Raw genomic sequence first — 23,486 nt, 5'->3', positions numbered from 1 at the left:
CCCGCAACAACTGGGGCGCAGCGATGAAGATTTCGATCCTCGACGATTATTTCGACACGCTGCGCACCCTCGATTGCTACCGCAAGCTCGACGGGTATGACGTCAAAATCTGGAACAATCACGTCCAGGACGTCGATGCACTCGCCGAACGGCTGCGCGATACCGACGCGCTGGTCCTGATCCGCGAGCGCACCCAGATCCGCACGCCGCTGCTCGAACGTCTGCCGAAGCTGAAGCTGATCAGCCAGCGCAGCGTCTATCCGCATATCGACATCGACACCTGCACGCGGCTCGGCATCATCGTGTCGTCGAGCCAGCATGCCGATACGCCGTCCTACGCCACCGCCGAGTTCACCTGGGGCATGATCCTCGCGGCGATGCGCGCGATTCCGCAACAGATGGCGGCGCTGAAGGCGGGCAAGTGGCAGATCGGCGTCGGTCATACGCTCCGCGGCAAGACGCTCGGCATCTATGGCTATGGTCGCATCGGCGCGGTGGTCGCGGGTTACGGCAGGGCGTTCGGCATGAACGTGCTGGTCTGGGCGCGCGAGCCGGCGATGGCGAAGGCGCGCGCCGACGGTTATGAAACCGCGGCCAGCAAAGCGGATTTCTTTGCCCGCTGCGACGTGCTGTCGCTGCATATGCGGCTGGTGGACGCGACGCACGGCATCGTCAAGGCGGAAGACCTCGCGCGGATGAAAGAGACCGCGCTGATCGTCAACACCAGCCGCGCGCCGCTGATCGAGCCCGGCGCGCTGGTCAATGCGCTGCGTGCCGGCCGGCCCGGGATGGCCGCGATCGACGTCTACGAGAAGGAGCCGCTGCGCGACACGGCGGACCCGCTGCTCAACATGGACAATGTGGTCTGCACGCCGCATCTCGGCTACGTTTCGCGCGACGAGTACGAAATCCAGTTCACCGACATCTTCGATCAGATATTGGCTTACGCGGCCGGCACGCCGACCAACGTCGTCAATCCGGATGTGCTGGCACATCCGGATGTGCTGGCACATCCGCGCCCGCGCGGCTGACCAGCATCGCTTATGCTCGAACGGCCGGCTCGATGGGCGGCCGTGTCATCTCTCGTTCAGCGAGGCCAGTGAGCCGCTGCGGTCACCCTGCCGACGATCCTCTTGATGCCGCCGAGAGCCTTCTGTCCCTTGCCCTTGGCTTCCAGAATCGCGCCTCTGCCCTGCATCGCGGGAGAGCCGGTGGCCTTGCCAAGACGCCGCTTGAACCTGCCGATCGCCTCGTTGGCGGTGCCCTTGATCCTATCGGTCGTGCTACCCATGAAATTACTCCTTCGGAATACGCTGAGACAACGCGCCGGCACATGGCGATGTTCCGATTTGGCAACGTTCCGATTTTCCGCTCGCCTGCGCGCCTGCTTTTCGCTAGCGTTCCACGCACGAAATGAGACCAACGAAAGCAAGAACGATGAGCGGTTCCCACGATCACACCCATTCCCACGACCATCACCATCACGACGATGAGCGCTGGAAGCACGACGGCGTCCGCGTCATTCCGGGCAACCAGCTCGATCCGAATGTGCCGTCGACCGCCGGCATGGACCGCAAGGCCGCGATCAATTTCGCCCGGGTCGGCGCGCAGAAATTGTGGGCAGGCACCGTCAGCATCAAGCCGGACGCCAAGACCGGCGCGCATCATCACGGCCATCTCGAAAGCATCATTTATGTCGTCAAGGGCAAGGCGCGGATGCGCTGGGGCGAGAAGCTGCAGTTCACCGCCGAGGCCGGTCCCGGCGATTTCATCTTCGTGCCGCCCTACGTGCCGCATCAGGAGATCAATGCCAGCCGCGACGAGGTGCTGGAATGCGTGCTGGTGCGCTCCGACGGCGAAGCGGTCGCGATCAATCTCGACATCGAGCCGATCGAGAAGCCGGAGACCGTGCTGTGGGTCGACCCGGTGCACCGCCATCCCGACGAGAAGAAATAGCGCGCGGCACCGTCGCGACGAAAGAGAACAACAACAAGATCAGGGAGGCCAGCATGACGCTCGTGCGTTACGAGAGCGCCGACCACATCGCGACCATCACGATGGATCGCGTCTCCTCACACAACGCGCTCAACAACGCGCTGTGCGACGAGCTGCAGCAAGCCTGGCGGCGCTTTCGCGACAGCGACGACCGCGTCGCGGTGCTGGCCTCGGCCGAGGAGAAGTACTTCTGTGTCGGCGCCGACGTCCGGGATTTCCCCGCCAATATGTGGCAGGCGGTGCCCGGGCTCGGTGTCGAGCTCGACAAGCCGGTGATCGCGGCGACGTCGGGCTGGGTGGTGGGCGGCGGCTTCGTTCTGGTGCAGATGGCCGACATCTGCGTCGCCTCGGAGACGACGCGGTTCGTCTATCCGGAAGCCAAGATCGGCACCACCGGCGGCGGCGTCTCCTCGGTGCTGGCGCGCATGCCGCACAAGATCGCGATGGAGTTCCTGCTTGTCGGCGAGGAGCTGTCGGCCGAGCGGGCCTACCAGATCGGCTTCGTCAACCGCATCACGCCGCCGGGCCAGCACCTTGCGGCGGCGCAGGAACTGGCGGCCAAGATCGCGGGCAACGCGCCGCTGGTGGTGCAAGCGCTGAAAAAGCTCGCGCGCGACGCGATGCCGAAGGGGCCGCTGGAGACGGTCGCCGAGGTGCGCCGGCAGCTCGATGCCATCAAGGACAGCGAGGACCTCAAGGAAGGCGCCAGGGCGTTCAGCGAGAAGCGCAAGCCGAGGTTTACGGGGAGATAGGGCGAGAGGCGGCGATAGTTTCGTCATTCCGGGGCTCGCGAAGCGAGAGCCCGGAATCCATCCAGCCGCAACAATCGCTGCGAAATGGATTCCGGGCTCGACGCTGCGCGTCGCCCCGGAACGACGGAGGGTGAGACTTACACAAACACCCGGTGATCGATCACACCGTTCGGCACGACATAGCCGTAACGTGTGTTCGACGGTTCGGGGCCGGCCTTCTCATACTGCGCCTTCATCATCGCAAAGCGATCACCCTTGAGGTCGAGCATCGCGCGCTTCGGCTGGATGTTGTAGAGCCGGGCGTTGTTGTCGCCGAAGATCGCCGTCTTCACCGGCCCGTCGGCGGGGCCGAGCGGTGCATAGCCGAACTTCTTCTGCATCATCTCGGGGATCTCCAGCCGCCGCAGGCCCTCGATCTGCCATTGCGGCGCGCCGGTCCACAGCGCATCGGTGCCCCAGCAGACGTGGTCGGCGCCGAGCCCCTTGATCAAGGTGCCCATCAGCGCCACGCAGACATTGGGCTCGGCGACCAGCGTGGTCGCGAACAATTGCCCGACGTCGCCATAGACATTGTTGACGCCATACTGCGCCGGGATGTCGGCGAGGTCGGAAGTCCAGGCGATGCGGCCGGTGCGCTCGAACTCGGCGAGCGCGACCTTCGGATCGCCGCCGACATGGCGATAGGCCGAATGGTAGATGACGAAGTTGAGCTGCGGCCAGTCCTTGGCGGCCCGGCCGACATCGGCGACGTCGGCGAAGCCGCGCAGATTCGGATACTGCTTCTCGATCCCGGGCGGAAACAGTCCCTTGTGGACGCAGACATTCTTGATGCCCGCCTTCACCATCTTCTCATAGCCCTTGTAGGCGACCTTCTCGTCGTCGAGCCGCCAGGGGTAGCGGCTGATCTCCTTGTGGGTGTTGTCGCCGATCGTGTAGCCCTTGCAGGACTCCGGCTTCAGCGCCAATGCGGCGTCGAGCTTGTCGAGCCAACCCGGCTGCCCGGGCGTGAAGATGGCGTGGCAGAACACGCGCCGCGAGCCGGCCTCGTCGTTCATCTTCTTGCGCGCGTCGGCCATCTGCTCGTTGGTCAGGAACCAGTCCTGCTCGATATCCGACGGCGCCGAGGAGATCAGCGCGATCTTGGTGTCGGAATCGAGAAACATCTCCTTCTTGTAGTTGTTGAACTTGAGATCCTCGATGGTCTGCTCGTGATCGTTGAGCTCCTTGTTCCAGCCGGCCTTGCCGACCGCCTTGCGCATTTCCACAAAACCCATGATGCGAGTGTCGTCGCGCAGGAAATGCGTATGCATGTCCATGATGAACTGGTCTTTCAGGGAGTTGGCGCGCTCCCCTGCGCCATCGCGGGTGTCGCGGCCTCTGCCGGCGTCACAGCGAACAGCTCCCCGTAAACCTGGTTCATCGCGACGAAGGAGGCGGCCATGCCGGCCGCGGTCTGGAAGAATCTGCGGCGATCGAGGCCCTGTTTGCCGCCGAGATCGTCGGCCATCGCGAGCAGCCGCGCCTCGACCTCGCGCTGACGTTCGTTCTGCGGATCCGGATAGAATTCGTCGCTGGAGACGATCTGGGTCGGGATCGGCGTCTGGTGCCGGCACAGTTCGGAGGGCATCAAGGCGGCAAGTTCTTCGTCGGTGAGATTGCTGCTCATTCTTCGCTCCCGCTTCTCGCCGGATTTTTCCGGTCGGATCGCGGCGGAGACTAGGACCAAGTCCGTTCGTCGTCCGCGCCGTTGCGTTCACAAAATCGTGCATCCTATTGGCCGCGCCGAGAAGCCGGCGTCGCGCGGCCTGCCTTGCGCGCTGCTATGCTCGATCGCACCGGATCGAACGAAGAAATCCGGAAGGGAGGCGAACCATGATGCCGTCAGGTCATTCGCGGCGCAGCATTATCAAGGGCATCGGCGTTACGACGGCAGCAGGCGTGCTCGGCGCAGCGTCGGCGCAGGCCGCGACCGCGGTTCCTGTCGAAGGGGAAATATGGAGCAACGAATACTGGGCGAAGAAGGGTGACATCCCGTTGTGGATGTTCCGCAAGCGGATCGGCGCGCCGAAGCCGGGCGAGCCGGCGCGGCCCGTGGTGTTTTTCGTGCACGGCTCGTCCGTGACGTCACGGGTGTTCGATCTCACGGTGCCCGGCAAGGGCGAGTATTCGCTGCTGAACACATTTGCCCGCTACGGCTTCGACTGCTGGACCATGGACCACGAGAACTACGGCAAGTCCGGCCGCACCTCGGGCAATGCGGATATTGCGAGCGGCGTCGCGGACCTGAAGGCCGCGGTCGAGGTGATCGCACGCGAGACCGGGCAGAGCCGATATCACTTCGTCGGCGAATCCTCGGGCGCGTTGCGGGCCGGGGCTTTCGCGATGGCCGCGCCCGAGCGCATCGACCGGCTGGTGTTCGCCGCCTTCACCTACAAGGGCGAGGGCTCGCCGACGCTGGCAAAGCGCGCCGAGCAACTCGCCTATTACCGCAGCCACAACATGCGCAAGCGCGACCGCGACATGATCCGCTCGATCGCAACCCGCGACAGGCCCGGCACGTCGGATCCTGCCGTGGTCGAGGTGCTGGCCGATGTCGAGATGCAGTTCGGCGACCAGATCCCGACCGGCACCTATCTGGACATGACCGCCAATTTGCCGGTCGTGCATCCGGAGAAGGTGCTGGCGCCGGTGCTGCTGGTCCGGGGTGAATATGACGGCATCGCCGCAGTTCCGGACCTCGAGGAGTTCTTCAACAAGCTGCCGAACGGCGACCGGCAGTTCATCATCCTGCCCGGCACCGCCCATTCGGTGGCGCTTGCCACCAATCGGGAGCTGTTCTGGCATGTGACGCGGGCATTCCTGACCATGCCGACACCGATTGTGACCTGACGTCACCCTGCGGCAGGACGCCGCAAGAAAAATCTGCACGGCGATGTCGGGATCCGGCTATGCGGTTCGTCCTCGGGGCACAACCCCGCCAACAGGAGTTCTTCGCGTGGCCAATCCCAAAATGATCTTCGTCAACCTGCCGGTCAGCAATCTCGCCCATGCCACTGCGTTCTACGAGGCGATCGGCGCGACCAAGAACGCGCAATTTTCCGACCACACCGCCTCCTGCATGGTGATCTCGGACACGATTCACGTCATGCTGCTGACGCACGACAAGTTCCGCGAGTTCACCCCGAAGAAAATTGCCGACACCAAGACCACGAGCGAAGTGCTGATCTGCCTGTCCGCCGACAGCCGCGACGCCGTCGACGGCTATGTCACCAAGGCAACGGGCGCGGGCGGCAACGCCGATCCGTCGCCGCAGCAGGATTACGGCTTCATGTACGGCCGCAGCTTCGAGGATCCCGATGGTCACATCTGGGAAGTGATGTGGATGGACGTCGAGGCGGCGATGAAGGCGCAGTCCGCCGCGGCGACCGCCTAATCGCATCCTGCCATCACGAGGAGCTCAAGCATGTCCAAGGTATCTCCCTGCCTGTGGTTCAACGGCGAGGCCGAGGAGGCCGCGAATTTGTACGTCTCGCTGCTGCCCAATTCGCGGATCGAGACCGTCCAGAAGAACGTCATCGACAGCCCCGGCGGAAAGGCCGGCACGGTCCTGCTGGTCGAATTCACGCTCGCCGGTCAGCGCTTCATGGCGCTGAACGGCGGAATGAGGATGGAGCATACCCACGCGGTCTCATTCGCGATCGACTGTGTCGACCAGGCCGAGGTCGATCGCCTGTGGGACGCGTTGCTCGCGGCCGGTGGCACGGCCGAGCAGTGTGGCTGGCTGCGCGATCGTTACGGCGTCGCATGGCAGATCGTGCCGGCGGCGGTCCGTCAATATCTCGGCGGGTCCGACGCCGCCGGCGCCGCGCGCGTGATGCAGGCCGTGCTCGGGATGATCAAGCTCGATATCGAAGGTCTGCGCCGGGCCCATGAGGGCGAGGCGGCGGCGTAAGGCAGGGCTTCGCTGGCATCGCCCGGCTCGACCGGGCGATCCAGCATTCCAGAGATTTCGGTGCTCGGCCGATAGGCCGCGGCGTACTGGATGCCCCGCATGAAGCGGGGCATCCAGTATGGGCACGATGGTTCCGTCACATGACCGTGGCGACGGATCGCGGATGCAGCTGATATCGTATAATTGTCGCAAGCTGCATTCCTCTCGCACCGTGCTTGCCCTTTGAACATCGTATCCAACTCGCATTCTGTTCCACGACGTCCCGCGGCGCGCGCGGCGATCGTCGCGGCCATCGTCTTCATCGTCGCCCATGTCGTGCTGCTGCTCGGGATCACCGCGCCGGACAAGCTCTATTTCGACGAGGTGCACTACGTGCCGGCGGCGCGGCAGATGCTGCTGCCGGTGCGCGAGAGCCCGATCCTCAACCCGATGCATCCGCCGCTCGCCAAGGAGATCATCGCGCTCTCGATCAAGGCGTTCGGCGACGTGCCGCTCGGATGGCGCTATCCCGCGGCGCTGTTCGGTGCGCTGGCGCTGGTCGGCGTCTATCTCGGCGGGCTTGCGCTGTTCGCGTCGCAGCAACGAGCGATCGCCGCCGTGCTGCTCGCCTTCTTCAACCAGATGCTGTTCGTGCAATCGCGGATCGCGATGCTGGATATTTTCGCACTCGCCTTCGGCCTGTTCGCGATCGCGGCGTTCGTGCACGGCTTCAGGCAAAAGCAGCCGCAATCCGCCTTTGCGCTGGCGGGACTCTTCGCGGGGCTTGCCAGTGCCTGCAAATGGAGCGGGCTGTTCGTGCTCGCGACCTGCATCGCAATCATCGTGGTGATCCGCCTGATGCAGGGCTGGCGCACGCGCTTTGCCGACGCCAATGCGGAGGATTGGTACCGGCCGGAGCTGTGGCCGGATTTTCGTGTTCCGCACTTCATGGTCTGTTTCGTGCTGATCCCGGCGACCGTCTATCTCGCGACCTTCGTGCCGCTCTACGGCCTCTCGTTCACGGATATCATGGAGGCGCAGCGCCGCATCTTTGCCGACAACACCACGGCCGCCATCGCGGGCCACACCTATATGAGCTCGTGGCCATCCTGGCCGTTCCTGGCGCGCCCGGCCTGGTACCTGTTCGAGAAGGTCGGCGATGACAGGTTTGCCGCGATCGTGTTTCTTGGCAACCCGCTGGTGCTGTGGCCGGCATTGATCGCGCTGATCATTGCGCTGCGCGACTGGATCGTCGGGCGCGGCCGTGATGCATTTCTCGTGCTGGCGTTCTACCTCGGCCCGTATCTGGCCTGGGCGCTGCTGCCGCGCACGCTCGGTTTCATCTATTACTATCTGCCGGCGGCGACCACCGCGAGTTTCGTGCTGGTCTACGCCTTGACGCGAAAGGGGGCGCCGCGTTGGCTGCTGTGGGCGTTCGTCGCGGTTGGATGCGCAGGGTTTGTTGTGATGCTGCCGGTCACGGCCGCTGTCATCGAGACGTCGATGGCGACGTTCAACCGGCTGATGCTGTTTCAGGGCTGGATATGATTGATCCGCCTGCCGCACCGGCAGGCGGATCGAGAATGCAAAGAGATTACTGCGACGCGGTCTTGGTATCCATGTTGACGACCTGCACGCGGCGATTGGTCGGGTCCATCGGCGCACTCGGGTCCTTCGGCCGGGTCTTGCCGTAGCCGACCGTGACGAGATCCGAGCCGTTCAGGCCGTAATGCTCGACCAGATATTTCTTGATGGTGTCGGCGCGGCGCTCCGACAGGTCCTGGTTATAGGCCTCGCCGCCGATCGCATCGGTATGGCCGGCGACGACGAAGGTCGAGCCCTTCATGCTGGGATCGGACAGGGCCTTGCCGAGCTCCTGCACCGCCTGGGTCGAGCCCTTGCTGATGTCGGCGGAGTTGTAGTCGAAGTGGATCTCCAGATCGATCTTCGGCTTGTTCGCCGCGATGTCGGCGATCTCCTGGCGTTCAACGCGCGACAACGAACGGGTCTGCCGGTTGCGGACGGTGTTGAGGAAGCTCGCCTCCTTGGCGGAAGCCGCGAGGTCGACCTGCGTGCCGGCGGAAAGGCCGCGGGTGGCCGACTTCGGCTTCAGCGCATTGAGGATCTGGGCGGCCGGAACGGCCTCGCTGCCGGCCAGTGCGACGCCCGCCGTCATCGACAGCGCGGCGCCGATTGTCAGAAAAGACAAGGAAAAAGAGCGGGTCATGGTTTTCGTCCTCAAATGTCGGGCTAGCCAATCCGGCTTGCTGTCGTTTTGATGCTGGGAGAATAGGACCGGTTCAAAGCCCGGAATGTGATCTGGGTCACGGTTCGGTGTGCCGCCCCGCCTTGCGCCAGGCGGGCAGACGGGAGAGCGAGGACATCATGGCCCACGTCAATCGCGTCCTCCGCTCGATCAATGACGAAGACGCCTCGCACTGCGTCGATATCTTCCTTCGCCCGGACGGCACCGTCGGCTTCGAAGAATTTCGGCGGGACGTCGAAGATGGCCGCGGCTGGTTTCCGGTTGGCGGGCATTCGTCCCGCATCTTCCATGAGGAAAGCGCGGCCCTGGCCGCGGCGATGGGGGACGTTCCGTGGTTGCGGCGGGTCGTCGGATCGACGTAGCCGCTCCAAATGATGCGGAGCTGATTTCCCTCGTGCGGCTCTCCACAGCGGCGCGAATCTCACTACATTGCTGGGGCAATGCCCCGCGCCGCCGAACCCCTTTCGTTGAACAATGCCAGCGCCCGCCACATCTGGCTGCGCGCGCAGCGGCTCGATACAAAGGCGCCGTTCGGGGAGGGGGCGTCAGCGGTGGCGGCCGCCGTCGATCATCTCGGCTATGTGCAGATCGACACCATCAACGTGATCGAGCGCTGCCATCACCACATCCTGTTCACCCGCATTCCGGACTACCGCCGCGCCGACCTCAAGCAGGCGCAGAGCCGGGACAAGAGCGTGTTCGAGTACTGGACGCACGCGCTGTCCTACGTGCCGTCCAAGGACATCGGCATCTTCCTGCCGGCGATGAAGGCGCACAAGCGCGAGGGCCACAAATGGTTCTCGTCGGTGACCCCGGCGGATACGCGCAAGGTGCTGCGGCTGCTCCGTGCCGGTCCGCTGACCATCCGTGACATCGACGACGATGTGCTGACCGAGAAGGAGCATCTCTGGCAGAGCCGGAAGCCCTCCAAGCGCGCGCTGCAGCTCGCCTTCTATGGCGGCGTGGTCACGATCAGCGAGCGTGCCGGCATGCTGAAGACCTACGAGCTGATGACCCGGCACTTCGGCTGGGACAAGCCGCCGAAGCCGGCCCCGGCCTCGGCCCGGACCGCCTATCTGCTCGACCGCGCGCTGCGCTCGCAGGGCACCGTCAGCCTGGATTCGATCTGCCACCTCGACGCGCCGAGCAAGAAGGCGGTGCGCGGCCTGATCGAGGCGCGCCTGCGCCGCAAGGAACTGGTCCAGGTCGCGCTGGAAGGCGCCGGCAAGCAGGAACATTGGGCGCGGCCCGAGGTGCTGGAAGCGACCGGCGAGGGTGATCCCACCCTGGTTCACATCCTCTCGCCGTTCGATCCGCTGATCATCCAGCGGAGGCGCACCGAGCTGTTCTTCGGCTATGGCCACCGTTTCGAGGCCTATGTGCCGAAGGAGAAGCGCCTGTTCGGCTATTTCGCGCTGCCGGTGCTGGTCGGCGACGACATCGTCGCCGCCCTCGACCTCAAGACCGACCGGCAGAACAAGAAACTCCTGATGCAGAAATGGAGCTGGGTCGGCAACGGCAAGAAGCAGGCGGCACGCAAGGAGCTGAAGCGCCGCATCGAGGAAGAGCTCGACCGCTTCGAGCGCTTTCAGCTGGCGGAGTAGGGCTGGCTCTTCGTCGTTGCGAGCCAACGGGTCGCGCGAACGCGCGCCCGATGACAGGCTCCGCGAAGCAATCCATCGCGCCACAAGCGGATAAGTGGATTGCTTCGCTTCGCTCGCAATGACGCACAAAACGCCCAGGGTTCCCGTTTGTGCTGTGAGCTATGAGTTTTTGCCATTGCTCAAAGCGGAGCCAGCCAATAATCCTCACGGCAAGCAACACCCGGGGGGCAGCTTATGAGCCAGACAGCAACCATCGCGCCTGATCGCGGCGCCCGCAGCGAGATCGAGACGTCGACGATCCGCGCGATCTCCTGGCGGCTGATCCCGTTCCTGATCCTGGCCTACTTCTTCTCCTATCTCGACCGCGTCAATCTCGGTTTCGCCGCGCTCACCATGAACAGCGAGCTGAAGTTCTCGCCGGTGGTGTTCTCGTTCGGCGCCGGCATCTTCTTCATCGGCTATTTCATTTTCGAGGTGCCGAGCAACCTGGCGCTGGAGCGGTTCGGCGCCAGCAGGTGGATCGCCCGCATCATGGTGAGCTGGGGCATCCTCTCGGCGTTGATGGCGGCGGTCTATGACGAGCACAGCTTCTACGCGCTGCGCTTCTTCCTCGGCGTGGCCGAGGCCGGCTTCTTTCCCGGCATCATCCTCTATCTGACCTACTGGTACCCGGCCGAGTATCGTGCGCGCTTCCTCGCCGCCTTCGCGCTCGCGGTACCGATCTCGACCGTGATCGGCGCGCCGATCTCCGGCCTGTTGCTCGGCCTCGACGGCGTGATGGGCTTGAAGGGCTGGCAGTGGCTGTTCGTCATCGAGGGCATTCCCTCGGTGCTGCTCGGCATCGTCACCTGGTTCTATCTGACCGACCGGCCGGAGAAGGCCGATTGGCTCTCGGCCGAGCAGAAGGCGTGGCTCAAGGCGAAGCTCGACGCCGAGGTCGCGGCCAAGCAGGCGGCGAAGCATTTCACGCTGGGCGAGGCGCTGTCCTCGCCGAAGGTGCTGGCGCTCAGCGCGATCTATTTCGGCTTCGTCGCCGCGCTCTACGGCATGCAGTTCTGGCTGCCGCAGATCGTCAAGGCGTTCGGGCTGACCAATGCGCAGACCGGCTTCGTCACCGCGATCCCGTACGCATTCGGCACCGTCGCGATGATCCTGTGGGCGCGCCGTTCCGATGCCACGCGCGAGCGCGTGTTCCATGTCGGCGCGCCGCTGCTGCTGACTGCGCTGGCGCTCGCCGTCTCCAGCTACATCACCGATCCGGTCATGACGATGGTGGTGCTGACGATCGCCGCGATCGGCGTGTTCTGCACCTTCGCGGTGTTCTGGACGTTGCCGACCGCCTGGCTCTCCGGCACCGCCGCCGCCGGCGCGATCGCGCTGATCAACTCGATCGGCAACCTCGCCGGTTTCGGCGGACCCTATCTGATCGGCTGGGTCAAGGAAGCCACCGGAAGCACGTCGACCGGTCTGCTGGTGCTCTCGCTGTTGCCGCTTGCCGCGGGCCTGCTGGTTTTCCTCGGCAGCCACGAGACCAAGACCGAGTTCGCCGGCGCGAAGTAGCGACGCAACTGCGTAGGCCTTCGTAGGATGGGTAGAGCGCAGCGAAACCCATCATTGGCACGCGCGGTGAGACGATGGGTTTCGCTTCGCTCTACCCATCCTACGGACCGTCGATGCCGTAGCCCGGATGAAGCCAACGGGGCGCGCGTTCGCGCGACCCGTTGGCTTCATCCGGGCTACGCTTTTTCCGAGTTCCACACCGCAAATCTCGCACGCTTCCGACCTTGTCCTCACGAATTGGTTATCACTGACGAATATTGACATTCATCAGTGATAAATCGATACTCTTCATCAGTCGTCAGCCCGATGGAGATTTCAGATGTTCGTTCGTTCCGTTTTCTCGAGCTATTACAGGCTCTTGACGGGGGCATCGTTGGCTTTTGCGGTGTTCGCGCTGACCGGCTGCAATGAAAAGGCGGCTGAAAACGCCGATCCGGGACGCCCCGTTCTGGTGGCGACCGTCCATTACGAAGCGGAAACCCCTGAGCGCAGCTTTGTCGGCACCATCAAGCCCCGTATCGAAGCCGATATGGGCTTTCGGGTTGCCGGCAAGGTGGCCAAGCGGCTGGTCGAGGTCGGACAGACAGTCGACGTCGGCCAGCCCTTGGCCACCCTCGACGAGGTCGACCTGAAGCTGCAGGCCGAGCAGGCGGAGGCGGAATTCCGCGCCGCCACCGGCGTGCTTGCGCAGGCCGCGGCCGCCGAGCAGCGCGCCAAGGATCTGAAGGCCAAGGGCTGGACCACCGACGCGGCGCTCGACTCCGCCAAGGCCGCCGGCGACGAGGCCCGCGCCCGGCTGAACCGCGCCGAGCGTTCGGTCGAACTGACCAAGAATTCCCTCTCTTACGCAACGCTGGTGGCCGACACCCGGGGTGTCGTCACAGCGACCATGATCGAGCCCGGCCAGGTGGTTGCCGCGGGCCAGGCTTCGATCCGTGTCGCCCGACTTGGCGAGAAGGAAGCTGTCGTCGCGATCCCAGAGACGCTTCTTGCTCGTGCCAGGTCGGGCGTAGCCACGGTGACGCTGTGGTCGGACGCCAAGAAGAGCTATGCCGCCAGGCTGCGCGAGGTCGCGCCGCAGGCCGATCCCGCCACCCGTACCTATCTCGCAAAATTCTCGCTGCCGGACGCCGACGAGGCGGTCTCGCTCGGCATGACCGCGACACTGACGCTGGCCGACAAGGCGAGCGAGCGCGTCGCCAAGTTGCCGCTGTCGGCGCTGTACAGCCAGGGCGGCGATCCCTCGCTCTACATCGTCGACGACAAGGGCGACATCGCGCTGAAGCCGGTCAAGGTGAAGGCCTATGAGAGCAACAACGTCGTCATCTCAGGCGGCGTCGACGATGGCGCCAAGGTGGTCGCCCTCGGTGTGCAGAAACTCGATCCGAGCCAGAAGGTGCGGGTCGTGTCGTCGCTGTCGTTCTAACCCTCGCAATCGCAGCGGAAACGGTTCTGGGACTGGTCTAGAACTTGGAGAGTTCGATGAAGCGCTTCAACCTTTCGGCCTGGGCGGTCAGCCATCCGACGCTGGTCCTGTTCCTGATGATCATTCTCGGCGCCGCCGGCTTCTTCTCCTACGAGAAGCTCGGCCGCGCCGAGGATCCGTTCTTCACCGTCAAGGTGGTGAACGTCTCGGTGATGTGGCCGGGCGCGACCTCGCAGGAAATGCAGATGCAGGTCGCCGATCCGATCGAGAAGAAACTGCAGGAGCTGCCGTTCTTCGACAAGGTGCAGACCTATTCCAAGCCGGGCTTCACGGCGATGCAGGTCTCCTTCAAGGATTCGACCCCGCCGAAGGACGTGCCCTATCTCTTCTACCTGTTGCGCAAGAAGCTGGTCGATGTGCAGGGCGAGCTGCCCTCCGGCATCCTCGGTCCCGTCGTCAACGACGAATTCTCCGACGTCGATTCGATCCTCTATATGATGACCGGCGACGGCGCCAATTATGCGCAGCTCAAGAAGGTCGCGGAGGGCTTTCGCCAGCGCCTGCTGAAGGTGCCCGGCGTCACCAAGATCGATCTCTACGGCACCCAGGACGAGCGCATCTTCGTCGAGTTCTCGCATGCCAAGCTGGCGACGCTCGGCATCACGCCGCAGGCGCTGTTCGACTCGCTCGCCAAGCAGAATAACGTCACCCCGGCCGGCACCGTCGAGAGCTCATCGCAGCGCGTGCCGCTGCGCGTCACCGGCGCGCTTGACGGCGTCAAGGCGGTTGCCGAGACGCCGGTCGAGAGCAACGGCCGCGTGTTCCGGCTCGGCGATATCGCGACCGTCTCTCACGGCTATGTCGATCCGCCGAGCTTCGTGGTGCGTCAGGAAGGCAAGCCGGCGCTCGGCATCGGCGTCGTCACCGCCAAGGGCGCCAACATCCTTGAGCTCGGCAAGGAGGTCCAGAAGGCGACCGCCGAGTTCCTGAAGGCGGTGCCGCAGGGTGTCGATATCCAGCAGATCGCCGACCAGCCCAAGGTGGTCGAACACGCCGTCGGCGAGTTCGTGCACTCCTTCGTCGAGGCGCTCGCGATCGTGCTGTTCGTCTCCTTTGTCGCGCTCGGCTGGCGCACCGGCATCGTGGTCGCGCTGTCGGTGCCGTTGGTGCTCGGCATCGTCTTCATCGTGATGAACGCGATGTCGCTCGACCTGCACCGCATCACGCTCGGCGCGCTGATCATTGCGCTCGGCCTTCTGGTCGACGACGCCATTATCGCGGTCGAGATGATGGTGGTGAAGATGGAGCAGGGCTGGGACCGCATGAAGGCGGCGTCCTTTGCCTGGGAATCCACCGCGTTTCCGATGCTCACGGGAACGCTGGTCACGGCCGCTGGCTTCCTCCCCATCGGCTTTGCCAATTCGGCGGTCGGCGAATATGCCGGCGGCATCTTCTGGATCGTGGCGATCTCGCTGGTCGCCTCCTGGTTCGTCGCGGTGATCTTCACACCCTATATCGGCGTCAAGCTGTTGCCCAACATCAAGGTGCACCAGAACCACGACCCGCACGCGATCTACGAGACGCGGATGTATCGCGGCTTGCGCCGCGTCGTGCAGTGGTGCGTCGATCACCGCATCAAGGTGGTGGCGGCGACCGTCGGCGTCTTCGTTGCCTCCATCGTTGCGTTCGGCCACGTCCAGCAGCAATTCTTCCCGCTGTCGGAGCGGCCCGAGTTGTTCCTGCAGCTGCGTCTGCCCGAGGGCACCGCCTTCAACGTCACCGAGAAAACGGTGAAGAAGGCCGAAGGGCTGCTGAAGGGCGATGACGACATTCAGACCTACACCGCCTATGTCGGCCAGGGTTCGCCGCGCTTCTGGCTCGGCCTCAACCCGCAGCTGCCGAACGAGGCCTTTGCCGAGATCGTGATCCTCGCCAAGAACGTCGAGGCGCGCGAGCGCGTCAAGGCCAAGATCGAGCAGGCCGCCGCCGATGGCGCGCTGAACGAGGCGCGGGTCCGGGTCGACCGCTTCAACTTCGGTCCGCCGGTCGGCTTCCCGGTCCAGTTCCGCGTGATCGGCCCCGATGCCAACAAGGTGCGCGACATCGCCTACCAGGTGCGCGACGTCATGCGCCAGAACAAGAACGTCAAGGACGTCCAGCTCGACTGGAACGAGCAGTCGCCCTACCTGAAGCTCGCCGTCGACCAGGATCGGGCGCGCGCGCTCGGCCTGACCCCGCAGGACGTCTCGCAGGCGCTGGCGATGCTGATCTCGGGCGCGCCGGTCACTACGATCCGCGACGGCATCGAGAAGGTCGGCGTGGTCGCCCGCGCGGTGCCGTCCGAGCGGCTCGATCTCGGCCGCGTCGGCGATCTCACCATCACCACGCGCAACGGCGTCGCCGTCCCGCTGCAGCAGATTGCCAAGATCGAATATGCGCATGAGGAGCCGATCCTGTGGCGGCGCAACCGCGACATGGCGATCACCGTGCGGTCGGATGTCGTCGACGGCGTGCAGGCGCCCGACGTCACCAATCAGATCTCGCCGAAGCTGAAGGACATCCAGGCCCATCTCGAGCCGGCCTACCGGATCGAGCCGGGCGGGGCGTTCGAGGAATCCGCCAAGGGCAATGCGTCGATCTTCATCCTCTTCCCCGTGATGGTGATGGTGATGCTGACGCTGCTGATGATCCAGCTGCAGAGCTTCTCGCGCCTGTTCCTGGTGTTCCTGACCGCGCCGCTCGGCATCGTCGGCGCCTCGCTGGGCCTGAACGTCGCCAACCAGCCGTTCGGCTTCGTGGCGCTGCTCGGCCTGATCGCGCTCGCCGGCATGATCATGCGCAACGCCGTGATCCTGGTCGATCAGATCGAAAGCGACGTGGCGTCCGGCCTGACCCGGCGCGAGGCGATCGTCGAAGCCACCGTCCGGCGCGCCCGGCCGGTGGTGCTGACGGCCCTGGCAGCCATCCTCGCCATGATCCCGCTGTCGCGCTCGGCGTTCTGGGGCCCGATGGCGATCACCATCATGGGCGGTTTGTTTGTTGCGACTTTCCTGACCTTGCTGTATCTGCCGGGCCTTTACGCCCTCTGGTTCCGCAAGACCCTCGAGGAGAGCGGCTCCGAGCAAACCGATACTGCGCCGCAGCATGCCGGCGATGCGCAACGCGCATTTCCGCTTGCTGAGGCGGCCGAATAATTGAAGATTGAGCAGGCCAACATGACACTGATCACGGAACATAGCGAAACCGACACCCGCGAGCGGATTCTCGTGGTGGCGGAGCGCTTGTTCCGGCAGATCGGCTACCAGAAGACGACGGTCGCCGACATCGCCAAAGAGCTGCGGATGAGCCCCGCCAACGTGTACCGCTTCTTCGATTCGAAGAAGTCGATCCACGAGGGCGTGGCCCGCGGCCTGATGGGCGAGGTCGAGATCGAGGCCCGGCGCATCGCGCGCTCGGAAGGGCCGGCGGCGCCACGCTTGCGCCAGATGATGACGACCATCAATCGCATGAACACCGAACGCTATGTCGGCGATTCCAAGATGCACGAGATGGTCGAGATCGCGATGCAGGAGGATTGGGACGTCTGCGTCGCGCATATGGAGTGTATCGCCTCCATTATCGGCGAGGTGATCGCGCAAGGAGCCGCGTCGGGGGAGTTCGAGATCACGGACCTGCAACTCGCCTCGCTGTGCGCCTGCACGGCGATGATGCGGTTCTTCCACCCGCAGATGATCGCCCAGTGTGCCACCAAGCCGGGCCCGACCATCGACCAGATGATCGATTTCGTGATCGCCGGCCTGTCGCCGCGCAGCCGCGCCAATTGAGCGCCAGCCCTGACATTTTCGTCAGTTGACTCTCCCGTCATAGCAGGCAAATCGGGTTTGTAGCCCGGATGGAGCGCAGCGCAATCCGGGGCCACTTCCGCTTGCGAGACCGTCCCGGATTACGCTGCGCTCCATCCGGGCTACGTGAGAGGGGCCAGCCGTGACCGCCAAAGACCTGCATTTCTACGAGCCGAAGAACGGCCACGGCCTCAAGCACGACCCGTTCAACGCCATCGTGGCGCCGCGGCCGATCGGCTGGATCTCCTCGCGCGACAAGGGCGGCAACGTCAACCTCGCGCCCTACAGCTTCTTCAACGCCTTCTGCTACGTGCCGCCGATCATCGGCTTCTCCTCCACCAACTGGAAGGACAGCGTCGCCAACATCCAGGACACCGGCGAGTTCGTCTGGAATCTGGCGACGATGGATCTCGCCAAGCACATGAACGCGACGGCGGCGCATGTCGCGCGCGATGTCGACGAATTCAAGCTCGCGGGGCTCACGCAGGTCGCCGGCAAGCTCGTCAACGTGCCGCGGGTCGCCGAAAGCCCGGTGTCGTTCGAATGCAAGGTGAGCCAGATCGTCCAGCTCCAGGGCGCCGACGGCAAGAAGGCCGAGGCGTGGCTGACGCTCGGCGAGGTCGTCGCCGTCCACATCGACAAGGCTTTCATCAAGGACGGCGTCTACCAGACCGGCCTCGCGCACCCGATCGTCCGCGCCGGCCGCCGCGGCGACTACTTCGAGATCAAGCCGGAAAACATGTTCGAGATGATCCGGCCGGATTGAGTGCTGCTCTATCCTCCCTCTCCCCGTTCTTCACGCGAAGCTCGCTCTTAGAGGGTAGGGTGAGGGGCTGCTTCCACCAGTTGTGATGGTCGTGAGACCTGTACCCCCTCACCCGGAACGCATCTGGCGATGCGTTCCGACCTCTCCCCGCAAGCGGGGCGAGGTAGGGACGTCGCTCCGCTGCGGATTCGTGCGCTCCGCGACGACGGCCCGCACCACAACAATGTGAAATTTCCGCGCGCGGGGATGAAAAACCGTCACTCGCAACCTCTCCGAGAGCAGTCTAACTTCCACCCGCCAGGCCGGATCAACGGCCGGCCAACAGAGTGGGAGGATGCGATGACACGCCAACCGCGGCGCGATCAGAACGAAGAACAACGCGATCCGAATGTTTCACGACGCACGCTGGTTCAGGGGCTGGCGGTTTCCGCCGCCGCCGTCGCGGGCATCGGCAGCGCGCTGGCTCAGAATGCGCCCGCGCCGGTCGGGCCGCCGACGACGATCACCACCCCGCCGCGCGATTTCAGTCCGCGCGGTGCGCCGACCACCTATTTCTGGGACCCCGACATCATCGCGGTCGATCCGTCCTTCAACGACCTTGCCCAGCCCAACACCTCGATCAAGCGCCTCCACACCGGCCTGTTGTGGGCGGAAGGCCCGGCCTGGAGTTCGCAGGGCCGCTATCTCCTGTGGAGCGACATCCCCAACAACCGGCAGATGCGCTGGTCGGAAGACGACGGCCATGTCAGCATCTTCCGCATGCCATCGAACTACTCGAACGGCAATTCGTTCGACTTCCAGGGGCGCCAGCTGTCCTGCGAGCATCTCACCCGCCGCGTGACGCGCTACGAGAATGACGGCACCGCGACCGTGCTCGCCGATAACTATCAAGGCAAGCGGCTGAACTCGCCGAACGACGTCGTCGCGCATCCCGACGGCAGCTACTGGTTCACCGATCCGCCCTATGGCGGGCAGCTCTATGAGGGCGAACCCGACGCCGCGGGCGGCCCGGGCAATCCGGCCGGCAAGCTCAATCCCCGGATCGGGCAGCCGGCGGGCTTCGTGCCGGCCAAGCGCGAACTGCCGACCAATTGCTATCGCATCGATCCCTCCGGCCGTGTCGATCTCGTGGTCAGCGAGGACCAGGTGCCCGATCCGAACGGCCTCTGCTTTTCGCCGGACTACAAGAAGCTCTACGTGGTCTCGACCGGCAAGGGACCGGGCGATAGCGGCCCCGGCGGCAAGGGTGACGTTTTCGTGTTCGATGTCGGCGCCGACAACAAGCTTTCCAACGGCAAGCGGTTCAGCGATTTCACGATCGACGGCGTGAAGTGCGGACCGGACGGTATCCGCTGCGATCTCAACGGCAATGTCTGGTGCTCGAGCAATGCCGGCCGCGCGGTTGGTTACAGCGGCGTGACGGTGTGGTCGCCGGAAGGCAAGCTGCTCGGACGCATCCGGCTGCCTGAGGTCTGCGGCAACATCACCTTCGGCGGTCCCAAGCGCAACCGCCTGTTCATGGCCGCAAGCCAGTCGCTCTACGCGGTCTATACCGCAACCCAGGGAGCCGGGCCTGCCTAGCTCGTCCTGCGCGGGGATGGCGTCTGCGCCATCCCCCGCTACCTGATTGTCGCACCTCAGCTTTCGGAACTGAACGCGTGGCCTGCCGTTAACAGAATGGCGCCTGGGCCGCGTCAATTTCGCTTTATATTGAACAGCGAAGTGTTCACCGGTGAACGGCACTTTCCGATAAGATCACGCATCCGCGCCGCCGTTTCATGAGGATCCGCCATGAGCTTCCGCCGCGACTATATGACAAAACCGATCTTCTCCTGGGCGCGTGGCGTGCTGCCGACGATGTCGGACACCGAGCGCGAGGCGCTGGAAGCGGGCGACGTCTGGTGGGACGCCGATCTCTTCACCGGCAACCCCGACTGGTCGAAATTGCTGGCGTTCGCGCCGGCCAGATTGACCGACGAGGAGCAAGCCTTCCTGCACGGTCCGGTCGACGAGCTCTGCAGGATGCTCGACGAGTGGAAGATCAACTGGGAATGGCGCGATCTGCCGCCCGAGGTCTGGGCCTTCATCAAGGCCAAGAAATTCTTCGGCATGATCATCCCGAAGGAATTCGGCGGCCTCGGCTTCTCGCCCTATGCGCATTCCGAAGTGGTGCGCAAGATCTCGTCGCGCTCGCTGACCGCGGCCGTCACCGTGATGGTGCCGAACTCGCTCGGGCCGGGTGAGCTGTTGATGCGCTTCGGCACCAAGGAGCAACAGGACAAATGGCTGCCACGCCTGGCGGCCGGACAGGACATTCCCTGCTTCGGCCTGACCAGCCCGGAGGCAGGGTCAGATGCCGCCTCGATGATCGACACCGGCATCATCTGCAAGGGCAATTTCGAAGGCCGCGAGGTGCTCGGCTTGAGGCTCAACTGGCACAAGCGCTACATCACGCTCGGCCCGGTCGCGACGCTGCTTGGGCTAGCGTTCAAGGCCTATGATCCCGATCACCTCGTCGGCAGCGAGGAAGAGCTCGGCATCACCGTCGCGCTGATCCCGACCCATCTGCCCGGCGTCTCGATCGGCCACCGCCATCTGCCGGCGATGCAGGTGTTCCAGAACGGCCCGAACTGGGGCCGCGACGTCTTCATCCCGCTCGACTACATCATCGGCGGCCAGGAGCGGCTCGGCCAGGGCTGGAAGATGCTGATGACGGCGCTCGCCGCCGGCCGCGGCATCTCGCTGCCGTCGCTGTCGGCGGCCGGCGCTGCCTATGCCGCGCGCACCACCGGCGCCTATGCCCGCATCCGCGAGCAGTTCGGCATCTCGATCTCGAAATTCGAGGGCATCGAGGAGCCGCTCGCGCGGATCGCCGGCACGGCCTATCTGCTCGACGCCGCGCGGCGGCTGACCTGTGCGGCACTGAACGAGGGGCATCATCCCGCCGTCATCTCCGGGATCATGAAGCTGCACGCCACCGAGCGGATGCGGATCGCGATCGACGACGCCATGGACATCCATGGCGGCAAGGCCGTGATCGACGGGCCGCAGAATTATCTCGGCGGGCTCTACCGTTCGGTGCCGGTCGGCATCACGGTCGAGGGCGCCAACATCCTGACCCGCAACCTGATCGTGTTCGGGCAGGGCGCGATCCGTGCGCATCCCTATCTGTTGCAGGAGATGAACGCGCTCGGCGAGACCGACCGCGACAAGGGCCTGACCGCATTCGACACCGCGTTCTGGAAGCATGTCGGCCACAGCTTCGCGACCATGTTCCGCGCCTGGGGCCGCAACTGGAGCTTCGGCCTGTTCGCGCCGGCGCCGGATGCCGGTGACGCCACCGAGTTTTATCGCCAGCTGTCGCGCTATTCGTCGGCATTCGCGCTGAGCGCCGACATGGCGTTGCTCACCCTCGGCGGCGCGCTGAAGCGCAAGGAGATGCTCTCGGCGCGCTTCGGCGACATCCTGTCCGAGCTGTATTTGCTCTCCGCGGCGCTGAAGCGCTGGCAGGACGAGGGCCGGCAGAAGGAGGATCTTCCCGCGCTCCAATGGTGCATGGCATCCGGCTTCAAGACCATCGAGAACCGATTTGCGGAAATCTTCGCCAATCTGCCGAACCGCCCGGTGGCTTGGCTGCTGAAATTCCTGATCCAGCCGTTCGGCGCCCGCGTCACCGGCCCGTCGGATCGCGTCGTGCAGCAATGCGCGCAGCTCGTGCTGTCGCCCTCGGCGGCGCGCGACCGCCTGACGCCGGACCTCGCCTTTGTCGAGGATGACGGCGGCATCGCGCGGCTGGAGAAGGCCTTCCGCCTCGTCACCGAGGCCGAGGATGCCGCCAAGCAGCTGCGCGCGGCGCGACTGCACGACTGGAAGGAGGCCGTCAAGAAAGGCGTCATCACCGAGGCCGACGGCGAGAAGCTCGCCGCCGCCCATGAGGCCGTCGCCAAAGTCATCGAGGTTGATGATTTTGCGCCGGAGGCGCTGTCCCCGATTTACAAGAAATCCGCCGACGTGCATCAGTTCTTCCAGGAGCTTGGTGAGCAGAGGGCGGCGAGCTGATGGCGCGACCAGTCTTTATTGTCGACGGCAGCCGGACGCCGTTCCTGAAGGCGCGCTCCGGTCCCGGCCCGTTCACCCCGGTCGATCTTGCCGTGCAATGCGGCCGGCCGCTGCTGGCCCGGCAGCCGTTCGCGCCCACCGCCTTCGACCAGGTGATCCTCGGTTGCGTCAACGTGATCGCCGATGAGATGAACCCGGCGCGCGTTGCGGCGCTTAGGCTCGGCATGGGCGAAGAGATGGTCGCCTTCACGGTGCAGATCAATTGCGGCTCCGGCATGCAGTCGATCGACACCGGCTATCGTTACATCCGCGAGGGCACTTCCGACCTGATCCTCGCCGGCGGCGCCGAGGCGTTGAGCCACGCGCCGCTGGTCTGGCCCAATTCCGGCGTGCGCTGGTTTGCCGGCTTTGCCGGCGCCAAGGGACTAGGTGCCAAGATCGCCGCGGCGCTGAAGGTGAAGCCGAGCTACTTCAAGCCGATCATCGGCCTCGAGCGCGGGCTGACCGACCCGATCACCGAGCTCAACATGGGGCAGACCGCCGAGAAGGTCGGCCATCTCTTCGGCATTACGCGCGCACAGTCCGATGCATATGCCGCCGAGAGCCATCAGCGGCTGGCCAACGCGCAGAAGCAAGGCTTTCTCAAGGGCGAGGTCGAGACCGCGTTCTCCCGCGACGGCAAGTTCTACGACCATGACGACGGCGTCCGCCCGGACTCGACGCCCGAGACCTTGGCAAAGCTGAAGCCGGTGTTCGAGCGTCCCTGGGGCCAGGTCACCGCCGGCAATTCGTCGCAGATCACCGACGGCGCCTCCTGGGTGATCCTGGCGTCGGAGACGGCGGTGGCCAAGCACGGGCTGACGCCGAAGGCCGTCATCCTCGACAGCCAATGGTCGGCGCTCGATCCCTCGATCATGGGCCTCGGCCCGGTGCTGTCGGCGAGCGCGATGCTCAAGCGCAACGCCATGACCTTGCAGGACGTCGAGACCTGGGAGCTCAACGAGGCCTTCGCCACCCAGGTGCTCGGCTGCCTCGCGGCGTGGAACGACGAGAAATTCTGCCGCGAAATCCTCGGGCTCGACGGCCCGGCCGGCGAGATCGACCGCGCCAAGCTCAACGTCGACGGCGGCGCGATTAGCCTCGGCCATCCCGTGGGCACCAGCGGCAACCGCATCGTGCTGCATCTGGTCAATGCGATGAAGCGGCTCGGCACCAGGCGCGGCGTCGCCACCGAATGCATCGGTGGCGGGCAGGGCGGCGCGATGTTGATAGAGACGGTGTGATC

Annotated in this window: 21 protein-coding genes; 17 read left to right on the top strand and 4 right to left on the bottom strand. The window is 64.7% G+C overall.

All coding sequences use genetic code 11. The features are described 5' to 3' along the window. Positions 1-23 precede the first annotated feature (23 nt). Complete coding sequence (locus AC1VNY_RS15725; RefSeq protein ID WP_482405833.1) at positions 24-1,031, top strand: D-2-hydroxyacid dehydrogenase family protein; 1,008 nt, start codon at positions 24-26, stop codon at positions 1,029-1,031. A 56-nt stretch (positions 1,032-1,087) separates the two neighbouring features. On the opposite strand, the gene AC1VNY_RS15720 is transcribed toward AC1VNY_RS15725, so the two are convergent. Continuing rightward, a complete protein-coding gene (locus AC1VNY_RS15720) occupies positions 1,088-1,291 on the bottom strand; it encodes a CsbD family protein (RefSeq protein WP_482405832.1) in 204 nt (67 codons plus the stop codon). Between the two features lie 146 nt (positions 1,292-1,437). Here AC1VNY_RS15720 and AC1VNY_RS15715 point away from each other — a divergent pair, with 146 nt between their 5' ends. Then, complete coding sequence (locus AC1VNY_RS15715) at positions 1,438-1,956, top strand: cupin domain-containing protein (RefSeq protein ID WP_028338582.1); 519 nt, start codon at positions 1,438-1,440, stop codon at positions 1,954-1,956. A 53-nt stretch (positions 1,957-2,009) separates the two neighbouring features. After that, positions 2,010-2,747: an enoyl-CoA hydratase/isomerase family protein gene (locus AC1VNY_RS15710; RefSeq protein WP_050387408.1), complete on the top strand. Its 738-nt coding sequence runs from the start codon at positions 2,010-2,012 to the stop codon at positions 2,745-2,747. Positions 2,748-2,884: 137 nt separating this feature from the next. Here the strand turns inward: AC1VNY_RS15710 and AC1VNY_RS15705 are convergent, their stop codons facing one another. Beyond that, on the bottom strand, positions 2,885-4,063 hold the full coding sequence (locus tag AC1VNY_RS15705) for an amidohydrolase family protein (protein ID WP_482405831.1): 1,179 nt from the start codon (positions 4,061-4,063) through the stop codon (positions 2,885-2,887). A gap of 14 nt (positions 4,064-4,077) precedes the next feature. Continuing rightward, a complete protein-coding gene (locus AC1VNY_RS15700) occupies positions 4,078-4,413 on the bottom strand; it encodes a hypothetical protein (protein ID WP_482405830.1) in 336 nt (111 codons plus the stop codon). Positions 4,414-4,619: 206 nt separating this feature from the next. Here AC1VNY_RS15700 and AC1VNY_RS15695 point away from each other — a divergent pair, with 206 nt between their 5' ends. The 4 genes from AC1VNY_RS15695 (at position 4,620) to AC1VNY_RS15680 (ending at position 8,226) form a co-directional block, all read left to right on the top strand. Next, positions 4,620-5,636 carry an alpha/beta hydrolase gene (locus AC1VNY_RS15695; protein ID WP_482405829.1) on the top strand — a complete coding sequence of 339 codons (1,017 nt, stop codon included), beginning with the start codon at positions 4,620-4,622 and terminating at the stop codon, positions 5,634-5,636. A 121-nt stretch (positions 5,637-5,757) separates the two neighbouring features. After that, complete coding sequence (locus AC1VNY_RS15690) at positions 5,758-6,180, top strand: VOC family protein (protein WP_035630843.1); 423 nt, start codon at positions 5,758-5,760, stop codon at positions 6,178-6,180. A 30-nt stretch (positions 6,181-6,210) separates the two neighbouring features. Continuing rightward, on the top strand, positions 6,211-6,699 hold the full coding sequence (locus AC1VNY_RS15685; RefSeq protein WP_482405828.1) for a VOC family protein: 489 nt from the start codon (positions 6,211-6,213) through the stop codon (positions 6,697-6,699). A 222-nt stretch (positions 6,700-6,921) separates the two neighbouring features. Further along, complete coding sequence (locus tag AC1VNY_RS15680; RefSeq protein ID WP_482405827.1) at positions 6,922-8,226, top strand: phospholipid carrier-dependent glycosyltransferase; 1,305 nt, start codon at positions 6,922-6,924, stop codon at positions 8,224-8,226. Between the two features lie 46 nt (positions 8,227-8,272). Here AC1VNY_RS15680 and AC1VNY_RS15675 read toward each other — a convergent pair whose 3' ends face one another. Then, on the bottom strand, positions 8,273-8,905 hold the full coding sequence (locus AC1VNY_RS15675; RefSeq protein WP_482405826.1) for an OmpA family protein: 633 nt from the start codon (positions 8,903-8,905) through the stop codon (positions 8,273-8,275). Positions 8,906-9,063: 158 nt separating this feature from the next. Here AC1VNY_RS15675 and AC1VNY_RS15670 point away from each other — a divergent pair, with 158 nt between their 5' ends. The 10 genes from AC1VNY_RS15670 (at position 9,064) to AC1VNY_RS15625 (ending at position 23,484) form a co-directional block, all read left to right on the top strand. Then, a complete protein-coding gene (locus AC1VNY_RS15670) occupies positions 9,064-9,306 on the top strand; it encodes a hypothetical protein (protein ID WP_482405825.1) in 243 nt (80 codons plus the stop codon). A 78-nt stretch (positions 9,307-9,384) separates the two neighbouring features. Beyond that, on the top strand, positions 9,385-10,548 hold the full coding sequence (locus AC1VNY_RS15665; RefSeq protein ID WP_482405824.1) for a winged helix-turn-helix domain-containing protein: 1,164 nt from the start codon (positions 9,385-9,387) through the stop codon (positions 10,546-10,548). Between the two features lie 234 nt (positions 10,549-10,782). Further along, the gene (locus tag AC1VNY_RS15660; RefSeq protein ID WP_482405823.1) at positions 10,783-12,108 is read left to right on the top strand and encodes an MFS transporter; all 1,326 of its coding nucleotides are present in this window, start codon (positions 10,783-10,785) and stop codon (positions 12,106-12,108) included. 319 nt (positions 12,109-12,427) lie between these two features. After that, the gene (locus AC1VNY_RS15655; RefSeq protein ID WP_482405822.1) at positions 12,428-13,534 is read left to right on the top strand and encodes an efflux RND transporter periplasmic adaptor subunit; all 1,107 of its coding nucleotides are present in this window, start codon (positions 12,428-12,430) and stop codon (positions 13,532-13,534) included. 56 nt (positions 13,535-13,590) lie between these two features. Further along, complete coding sequence (locus AC1VNY_RS15650; RefSeq protein WP_482405821.1) at positions 13,591-16,728, top strand: efflux RND transporter permease subunit; 3,138 nt, start codon at positions 13,591-13,593, stop codon at positions 16,726-16,728. A 21-nt stretch (positions 16,729-16,749) separates the two neighbouring features. Beyond that, the gene (locus AC1VNY_RS15645; protein ID WP_482405820.1) at positions 16,750-17,358 is read left to right on the top strand and encodes a TetR/AcrR family transcriptional regulator; all 609 of its coding nucleotides are present in this window, start codon (positions 16,750-16,752) and stop codon (positions 17,356-17,358) included. A 160-nt stretch (positions 17,359-17,518) separates the two neighbouring features. Then, complete coding sequence (locus AC1VNY_RS15640; RefSeq protein ID WP_028338596.1) at positions 17,519-18,142, top strand: flavin reductase family protein; 624 nt, start codon at positions 17,519-17,521, stop codon at positions 18,140-18,142. Between the two features lie 339 nt (positions 18,143-18,481). Then, positions 18,482-19,723 carry an SMP-30/gluconolactonase/LRE family protein gene (locus AC1VNY_RS15635; RefSeq protein WP_482405819.1) on the top strand — a complete coding sequence of 414 codons (1,242 nt, stop codon included), beginning with the start codon at positions 18,482-18,484 and terminating at the stop codon, positions 19,721-19,723. A 210-nt stretch (positions 19,724-19,933) separates the two neighbouring features. Continuing rightward, positions 19,934-22,201, top strand: a complete 2,268-nt coding sequence (locus tag AC1VNY_RS15630; protein ID WP_482405818.1) for an acyl-CoA dehydrogenase — start codon at positions 19,934-19,936, stop codon at positions 22,199-22,201. Further along, on the top strand, positions 22,201-23,484 hold the full coding sequence (locus AC1VNY_RS15625; RefSeq protein WP_482405817.1) for an acetyl-CoA C-acetyltransferase: 1,284 nt from the start codon (positions 22,201-22,203) through the stop codon (positions 23,482-23,484). Before AC1VNY_RS15630 ends, AC1VNY_RS15625 begins: the two co-directional genes overlap by 1 nt. The last annotated feature ends 2 nt before the right edge of the window (positions 23,485-23,486 follow it).

Source organism: Bradyrhizobium ferriligni, from assembly GCF_056837965.1.
The sequence above is the reverse complement of the archived record's forward strand: the minus strand, read 5'-3'. Positions and strand labels throughout refer to the sequence as shown.